This is a genomic window from Deltaproteobacteria bacterium PRO3, from assembly GCA_030263375.1.
In the GTDB taxonomy this organism is placed as follows: Bacteria; UBA10199; UBA10199; order DSSB01; family DSSB01; genus DSSB01.
Map to the genome: position 1 here is coordinate 19352 of SZOV01000038.1, position 8129 is coordinate 27480.

The window sequence follows — 8129 nt, forward strand, 5'->3', positions numbered from 1 at the left end:
TTATAACTTGACTACAGGGCGGTAAATGCTAACGTCCTCTGACGTTTTTTCCAGCCTTTGAAGAGCCGTTTATCCAGATGACCCAGACCGCGAATATCGAAGAACTCAAAGAAATCGCCCGACAACTGCGCGTGGATTGCCTCAAGATGCTCCACAAGGCCAAGAGCGGCCACACCGGCGGCCCGCTCGGCATCATGGACATCATCGCGGTGCTCTACTTCCACGCGATGCGCCACGATCCCAAAAACCCACGCTGGGAAGACCGCGACCGCTTTATCCTCGCCAACGGCCACTGCTGTCCGGCGATCTACGTCGCGCTCGCCAAGGCCGGCTACTTCCCCAAGACAGAGCTCGATCGGCTGCGGCAGATTGGCAGCCCTTTGCAGGGCCATCCCAAGCTGAAGGTGGAGTGGGGCATCGAGATGTCCACCGGCTCGCTGGGACAGGGGATGTCGGTGGGCAACGGCATCGCGTTGGCCGCGCGCCTCGATAAAAAAGATTACTGGGTCTACTCGATGCACTCCGACGGCGAGGCCCAAGAGGGCATGCTCTGGGAGGCCGCGCTCAGCGCCGCCCACTACAAGCTCGATCGGCGCATCTGCTTTTTGGATTACAACGGCATCCAGATCGACGGCTTCAACAAGGACATCAAGGACGTCTCGCCCCTCGAGGACAAGTTTTTGGCCTTCCGCTGGGCGGTGCGGTCGATCGACGGGCACAATATCCCCGAGATCCTCGACGCCATCGACTGGGCCAAGAAGACGCCCGGCAAGCCGAAGATGATCATCGCCAAGACGATCCTGGGCAAGGGGGTCTCGATTTTCGAGAACCTGCCGAAGTACCACGGCGTAGCACCTAGTGACGAAGAATTGAAGATCGCCCTGAAAGAGTTAGGGGAGTAGGGCGAATTTCGGAAGGCCATATGGGACAAGCCACCGCAACATCCTCCGACAAAGTCGCCACCCGCGACGCCTACGGCAAGGCCTTGGTCGAGGTCGGTCAAAAGTACCCCCAAGTGGTCGTGCTTGACGCCGACCTCTCCGGCTCCACCAAGACGATCCACTTCGCCAAGGCCTTCCCCGAGCGCTTCTTCAACATGGGCGTCTCCGAGCAAGACATGATGGGCACCGCCGCCGGCCTGGCGCTGGCGGGCAAGCTGCCCTTCGCCTCCAGCTTCGCGATGTTCGCCACCGGGCGCGCCTTCGAGATCGTCCGCAACTCGATCGTCTACCCGCACCTGCCCGTCAAGATCTGCGCCTCCCACGCCGGCCTCACCGTCGGCGAGGACGGCGCCAGCCACCAGACCGTCGCCGACATCGCCATCATGCGGGCCTTGCCCGGCATGACCGTCATCGTCCCGGCGGACGCCATCGAGACCAAGCAGGTGATCCACGCGATCGTCGATTATCCCGGCCCCGTCTACGTCCGCTTGTCGCGCGCGGCCTTCCCCGTCTTTTTGGGCGAGGACTATAAGTTCCAGATCGGCAAGGCCGTCGAGCTGCGCGAAGGGAAAGACATCGCCATCGTGGCCTGCGGCCTGATGGTCTACCACGCCGTGAAGGCCGCCGAGCTCCTTGCCCAGCAGGGCATTCAGGCCTCGGTCGTCAATATGGCCACCGTCAAGCCGCTCGATGGCGACATGCTGACCCGCCTGGCCGAGCGCACCGGCGCCATCCTCACCGTCGAGGAACATTCCGTCTTGGGCGGCCTGGGCTCCGCGGTTTCCGAATACCTCGCCGAATCCGGGAAGGCCGTTGTCCATCGCTACGGCATCATGGACGAGTTCGGCCAGTCCGGTCCCGCCGAGGCGCTGCTCAAGCACTACCGCCTGATGCCCGAAGACATCGCCCAGCAGACCGTGAACACCCTGAAGAAGGCCGGCCGCTAAGCTTTCGCCTCGGGCCGCCCGGAGTTTGGCTTCATGAAACGGCTCTCCAAGTTTTTCTGGATCCCGGTCTTCGCCTTGGGACTGCTCTTCGGCGCCCTGCTGCCCTCCGCCCGCGCCCTCCCCGAAAAGATCTACAAGGCCCTCGACCTCTTCAGCAAGGTCCTCTACATCGTCGAGAAAGACTACGTCGAGACCGTCGACGGCCAGAACCTCGTCTACGGCGCCATCAAGGGCATGCTCGGGACGCTCGATCCCTACACGGTCTTTCTCACTCCCGACGTCTACAAAGAGCTGAAAGTCGACACCCTTGGGCGCTTCGGCGGAGTCGGCATCGAGATCACCCTGCAAAACGGCGTCCTGACCATCGTCACGCCCATCGAGGACACGCCGGCGGCCCGCGCCGGGATCCGCGCCGGCGACAAGATCGTCAAGATCAACGGTACACTGACCAAGGGCATGAACCTGGCCGATGCGGTGAGGCGCATGCGGGGTGGAAAGAACAGCAAGCTCACCCTTACCTTGTACCGCGAGGGCGTCGCCAAACCCTTCGACGTCACGCTCGTCCGCGAAGAGATCAAGATCAAGAGCGTCAAGTCCGAGATGCTCGACAAGGGCGTGGGCTTTGTGCGCGTCGCGAGCTTTCAAGAGAACACTTATGAAGAATTGAAGCGGGCGCTGGAGCAATTGTCGCAGCAGGGGATGAAGTCGCTGATCCTCGACCTGCGCAACAACCCGGGCGGCCTCCTCGAGCAGGCCATCGACATGAGCGACCTCTTCCTCAAGTCGGGGACCATCGTCTCGACCCGCGGCCGCAAGGGACCCATCGAGGTGCGCAGTGCCAAGGGCGACGCGGTTTATCCCGACCTTCCCTTCGTCGTCTTGATCAACAAGGGTTCGGCCTCGGCCTCCGAGATCGTCGCGGGGGCGCTTCAGGACAACAAACGGGCCAAGCTGTTGGGGACGCAGAGCTTCGGCAAGGGGAGCGTGCAGACGGTCATCGACCTCGGGGAAGACACCGGCGTGAAGCTCACCGTGGCGCGTTACTATACGCCTTCGGGGAAGTCGATCGACGGGGTGGGGGTAACGCCGGACTTCATCGTCGAGGGCGAGGTGCCTACGCCGATCGAGCTTCAGGAGAAAAAGAAAGTCGACGTGCAGCGCAAGGCCGCGCTCGACTACCTGCTTACGGGCAAGGCGCCGGCCTCCAAGCCGGAGAGCAAGCCTAGCAAGGCGGAAGAGGCGCAGGATTTGCCTTCGGATCTTTAGCGCGGCTTTTTACGCCTCTCATCCTTCGCGAATAATATCTCTCGTAAAATTTGCTTTTGGCTTTTGGCGGTGCGTGGGATTTTTTTTTGCCAAGGTTTGGCCTTTGCGTGGCTTTTGATTTTTGCCCCGTCCGCCCCTCGCTGGGGGCGATATGTCCCAGCGGGGACACGGCCGGCCCCCCTTAGGCCGGGGGGCCGGCCTCCGCGGAAAAGTCGATATTATTGGATGCCTCAAGGGGATCGACTTTTCCGAGGGTCCCGCTTGGGGACATATCGCCCCCAGCGAGGGGCTCGTGCTGGGAAGGGAAGGGATTGATTCGGTTTTCTCGAGGTAGATTTGTTTTATTACGTTTCTTGAGTGTCGGATCGGCTATTTTTTTTCTTCCGACTATTTTCGGGTCGCGGCTCGGGCCTGAGGGATCGCGAGAAGCACGATGAAGATTCCGTAGAAAATGAGATGCTTGATCGTGGGCTCCGTGAATTGCAACTTACTGAGCGCCGGCCCCGTCTTTAGCAACAGGTAGGCCGCGGCGCCCACCAGCAAGGCCCAACGCGCCCACTCCCGCAGGAACAAGAGGCCGATCCCTCCCGCCAGCATGACTAGGGTGAGCAGGTCTCCCGCGCTCCACGAGCTGTTGAGTCCCTGGTTTAACAGACGCTTCACGATCTCGAGGGCAGGACGGAAGCTGAGCAGGATCCAAAAACAGGCGACGATGCGAAGCAGGATGGCCATGAGGCCTTTTAAACCATTTTCGATTATCCGACAAATTTGAATTGGGGGAAGCCGGGGAGCTTATTATTCCGCCAGGGCTTGGATCTGCGCCAGCAGCTCGGCGCCGAAGGTCTCGATCTTTTGCGGGCCCAGGCCGTAGATCTCTTCCATGGCCGCCAGGCTTTGGGGACGTTTCCTCGCCAGCTCGCTTAAGGTCTTGTTGCTGAAGACCATGAAGGCGGGGATGTCCTTCGATTGGGCATAGGCCTTGCGCCAAGCCTTGAGGACCTCCTGGCGCGCCTCGGCCTCGGGGCTTAAGGGAGCTTCGGAGAGGGGCTTGGATTTTTTCTTTCGGCTGGGGGTGGCCGTGGGGAAGGGTTCTTCTTGGATCTCCCTCGGGATGCGCCGGGGGGATTCGGGGGCGCAGACGTCGCAGTGCCCGCAGGCGCCCAGGCGGAAGCTGTCGCGGAAATAGGTCAAGATCCCGCCGTGCCGACACTCGCCGCCCTCGGCGTACTGCACGATGGCCTCCAGGCCGCGCCAGCGCAGGTGGCGGTGGTGCTCGGAGGCCTCGGACTGCGTGATGAAATAGCTGTGCAGGCCCTTGTCGCGTTTCGCGTAGAGCATCAGACAGGTGGAGTCGGCTCCGTCCCGCCCCGCGCGGCCGATTTCCTGATAGTAAGACTCGATATTGGCCGGCATCTGGTAGTGCACGACCAGGCGCACGTCGGGGCGGTCGATGCCCATGCCGAAGGCGTTGGTCGCGATCAGGATGCGGGCGCGGCCCGCCTCGAAGTCGAGCTGGATCTCGTGGCGCCGTTCGTTCTCCAGACCCGCATGATAGAAATCCGTGCCGGCGAAGTCGGGGGATAGTTCGGCGTGCAAGTCCTCGCATTGCTTGCGGGTGCCGCAATACACGAGGACGCGGCCCTCTGGGTGCTGCGTCAGGGCGCGGCGCAGCAGGGCGCGCTTGACGAAGTCGTTCTCGCAGGTCTCGACCTGGTAGTAGAGATTGGGGCGGTAGAAGCCGTAGACGTGGCGGTCGGGCTTGTTCAGGCCCAGCTGCTTGGCGACGTCGCGGAGGACCTGCGGCGTTGCGGTGGCCGTCAGCGCCAGGATGGGCACGTCCGGGCGCAGCTCCCGCAATAGGTTGAGCTTGTGGTAGTCCTGCCGGAAATCCGGCCCCCACTGCGAGACGCAATGCGCCTCGTCGATCGCGAAGAGGGAGACCTTTTGCTTTTTCAACCACTCGCCGAAGGCCGGCTTCTGGACCCGTTCCGGCGATAGGTAGAGCAGAAATCGCTCGGCCTTCTTCAGCTCGGCGAAGACCTCCAGCTTCTCCGCATACTCCTGTCCGGTGTGCAGACAGCCGGCCGGGATGCCGCGGTCCTTCAAGGCCTTCACCTGATCCTTCATCAGCGAGATGAGCGGCGAGACGACCAAGACCAGGCCGGGCCGGTCGAGGGCCGGGATTTGGTAGCAGAGGGACTTGCCGCCGCCCGTCGGCATCACTGCGAGGGTGTCCTTTCCGGCCGTCACCGAGCGCAGGATGTCGAGCTGGCCCTTGCGGAAGTGCGGGAAACCGAAGTGCTCGCGCAGGAGCCCCTGGAGCCTTTCGCTCAAGGCGTCGGCGGAGCTGTCCGGAGAGGGTGAGGCTTCCATGTCCGTCTCATAATGCAAAGCTCCAGCCAAGGACGAGCCTAAAGATGAAGTCGGCTATTTTTTCTTCAGGTCCTCGGCCCTTTCGCGCAGGGCGGCCGCCTTTTTGGCATCGCCCAGTCCGGCGTGGGCCTCGGCCATTTTTTCATAGATTTCAGGGATTCTGCGCGTGTCCCGGCGACGGCGTCGGATCGCCAAGCCTTCCTGCAGGCGGTCCAGCGCGGGCCCCCATTGCCCCCGCGCCAGCAGGAGATTTCTCATCTCCAAGGAGACCTGGGCCTTATCTTCGGGGGAGAGTCGCGGATGATTTTGCAACTCCCGGAGTACGGTTTCAAGACGGTCCCCATATCCCTTTTGCCAGAGGATCTCGACGCGACCCGCGATCATCTTGCTGGCCCGGTCGTATTCCCCGGCCATAAGGTAGTGATGGGCCGCCTCGAGATAGTCGCTGGGAAACTTGGCGTGGGCCCGGTAATACTCGGCCGCGCGCCGGTGAAATTCCTCCCGCGCGAAGGGGAGCATCGAGGCCAGCCTGCGGTACTTTTCGTGGACGGAATAAAAGCCGGACTGCGGCTCCTCCACCAGGAAGGATTCTTTCAAACCGAGCAGGTCGCGGTGGACCGCCTCTTCCTCCCCCGGGGCGAAAAAGCTGAGGATGCCCTTGGGGACGGGCTCGCGGAAGACCGCCAAAAACTGCAGCAGAGAGACCTCGCCCTTGGACAGGGCCCCATAGACCTCGTCGAAGAGGTATTTCAGGGTCGCGGCGCGGTTGCCCTTTTGGGCCAAGTTGCCGAGGAGCGATTCCACCCGCGGGGCGTCCGCCGTCCGCAGCAGCTCGCCCAGCAGCATCAGCGCCATGGGCCTTCCCCGGCAGGCCACGTAGGCCGCCTCCAGCTGCTCCGGACTCAGCCTTTGCTTCAATCCCAGGTTGGAGAAGAGCGCTTCGGCCTCCTCGAAGGTCATGGCCTCCTTGCGGAAGACGAAGTCCTCGATGCTCTGCTGCCGGTCGGGGCTGCGCCGGTTGATCCTGACGGCCCGGGATTCGTTCCAGGTGCCGCCCAGCAGCTCGTCGAAAAACCGGCTCGCCTCGGGCCGCTCCGCCACCAGGTGGAAGTTGTCCAAAAACAGGACGGTCGGATTGCGGGCGAGGGCCGACCGCAGCAAGGCGGCCTTGGCGTCGAGCTCGACTTCCGCTTGGACGCGAGCGAGGAGACCTCGCTCGTTCGCCGCCTCCCGCGTCTCGAGGAAATGGGCCAGGTGGTGGAAGAAGCGCGCCAGATCGGGGATCTTTCCCTCCTTGAAGCTGTACCAAAAGACGAGGTGCTCGGAGGTTTTGCCCAGCTCGTGGGCGAGTTGGACGGCCAGCGAGGTCTTGGCCGATCCGGAAAGGCCCTCCAGGCTCAGGGCGCGCGTCGCGGCGAGGCGCGCGCGAAGCACCTCCAGGGCCTCCGTCTGCGGGACGCTCATGGGGTGGAGCCGGGGGATCTCCTCGAGTCGAATCTCCTTTTCGAGGGATTCGCCCGTCCACTGGCGCTGCAGCAGGTCCTGCACCACCGGGAGCTTCGAGCCCTCCGCCGCCAGGGGAGCGGCGTTCCGGTAGTCTCCGTAGTAGAGATAGATTTCGAAGGAGAGCTGGCGCTTCAGGTCCTCGAAGAAGGTCGGGGTGTTCTGCACCTTCCGGCCCAGGCGTTGCAGGTAGAAGAGGCCCTTGAGGAAGGTCCCGGGCGAAGGCAGGGCGAAGGCGAGCAGGCCGCCCAAAAATTCCAGGCTGCCGAGGATCACCGCGTAGACGCCGCTGGTCTCCTGCGCCGCCTTGTAATAACTGCGCCGGGATTTGTAGGTCAGCTTTTTTTCGAGGCTGCGGGTGACCATCGAGGCCTGCCATTTTTCCGGGACCTTCTCCATCGCCTCCCGCAGGTCGAGGAAGTGGGAAGGCTTGAATTTGGCGAGCTCGCCCAGCTCCAAGGAGGTCTGCAGACCCAGGTGGAGAAACCAGGGGTTGTAAGGATCGAGCTCGAGGTTTTGCAGGATGATGTCCTCCGCGCGCAGGTAGCGGTTGCCCTCTCCGTCGCGCAGGAGGCGATACACCGTGAGCAGGTCCCGGTAGATCCGGTGCCCGATCAAGTCGCCCAGTTCCTCGTAGTGCGCGGCGAGCGAGGCGGCCAGCAGTACTGCGATGGGGTGGTCGTGGAGCTTGAGCTCGGGGCTTTTCTCCGCCAGCAGGACCTCGGCGAGGCGGCGGGCGACGTAGGGGACGGCCCCCGGCGTCTCGCGGTTTCCGATGCCGCGGTCGATCTTCTCGAGCGCCTCGCGATGCGCGGTGATTCCGGCGGCAAGGTCGGGGTGTCGCTCGAGGAAACGCCGGTTGCGGGGAAAGAGGCTCCGCTGGATCTTTGGGAAGTCCTGCAGGTCAGGTCCCTCGACATCGCGCCCCGAGCCCTCCACGCGGCCTTCGGCGAGCCAAAGGCCTCGCATGGGAGAGGCCTCCCTCCGAGGAGTTCCCGCGGGCGCCCCCGCGGGAAGCGGCGAGGCGAGCGCGCGGGTCGCGGAAGCCGGAGGCGCCGCGATGCGGGCGCGGCTGCGCAGCTCCAATTCGGTCTCGTAG

Annotated in this window: 6 protein-coding genes; 3 read left to right on the top strand and 3 right to left on the bottom strand. The window is 63.2% G+C overall.

The window, feature by feature from the left end:
* Positions 1–77 precede the first annotated feature (77 nt).
* The 3 genes from FBR05_07720 to FBR05_07730 are packed head-to-tail and all read left to right on the top strand — an operon-like array spanning position 78 to position 3154.
* Positions 78–902, top strand: a complete 825-nt coding sequence (locus FBR05_07720) for a transketolase (GenBank protein MDL1872081.1) — start codon at positions 78–80, stop codon at positions 900–902.
* Positions 903–922: 20 nt separating this feature from the next.
* On the top strand, positions 923–1888 hold the full coding sequence (locus tag FBR05_07725; protein MDL1872082.1) for a transketolase family protein: 966 nt from the start codon (positions 923–925) through the stop codon (positions 1886–1888).
* 33 nt (positions 1889–1921) lie between these two features.
* A complete protein-coding gene (locus tag FBR05_07730; GenBank protein ID MDL1872083.1) occupies positions 1922–3154 on the top strand; it encodes a S41 family peptidase in 1233 nt (410 codons plus the stop codon).
* Between the two features lie 387 nt (positions 3155–3541).
* On the opposite strand, the gene FBR05_07735 is transcribed toward FBR05_07730, so the two are convergent.
* From FBR05_07735 to FBR05_07745, 3 genes are all read right to left on the bottom strand, one after another.
* Positions 3542–3886 (bottom strand): hypothetical protein, encoded by a 345-nt coding sequence (locus tag FBR05_07735; GenBank protein MDL1872084.1) that lies wholly within the window; start codon positions 3884–3886, stop codon positions 3542–3544.
* 63 nt (positions 3887–3949) lie between these two features.
* Entirely contained in the window at positions 3950–5527 is a 1578-nt protein-coding gene (locus FBR05_07740; protein ID MDL1872085.1) for an ATP-dependent DNA helicase RecQ, read from the bottom strand.
* A 54-nt stretch (positions 5528–5581) separates the two neighbouring features.
* Positions 5582–7999 carry a hypothetical protein gene (locus FBR05_07745; protein ID MDL1872086.1) on the bottom strand — a complete coding sequence of 806 codons (2418 nt, stop codon included), beginning with the start codon at positions 7997–7999 and terminating at the stop codon, positions 5582–5584.
* Between the last annotated feature and the right edge of the window lie 130 nt (positions 8000–8129).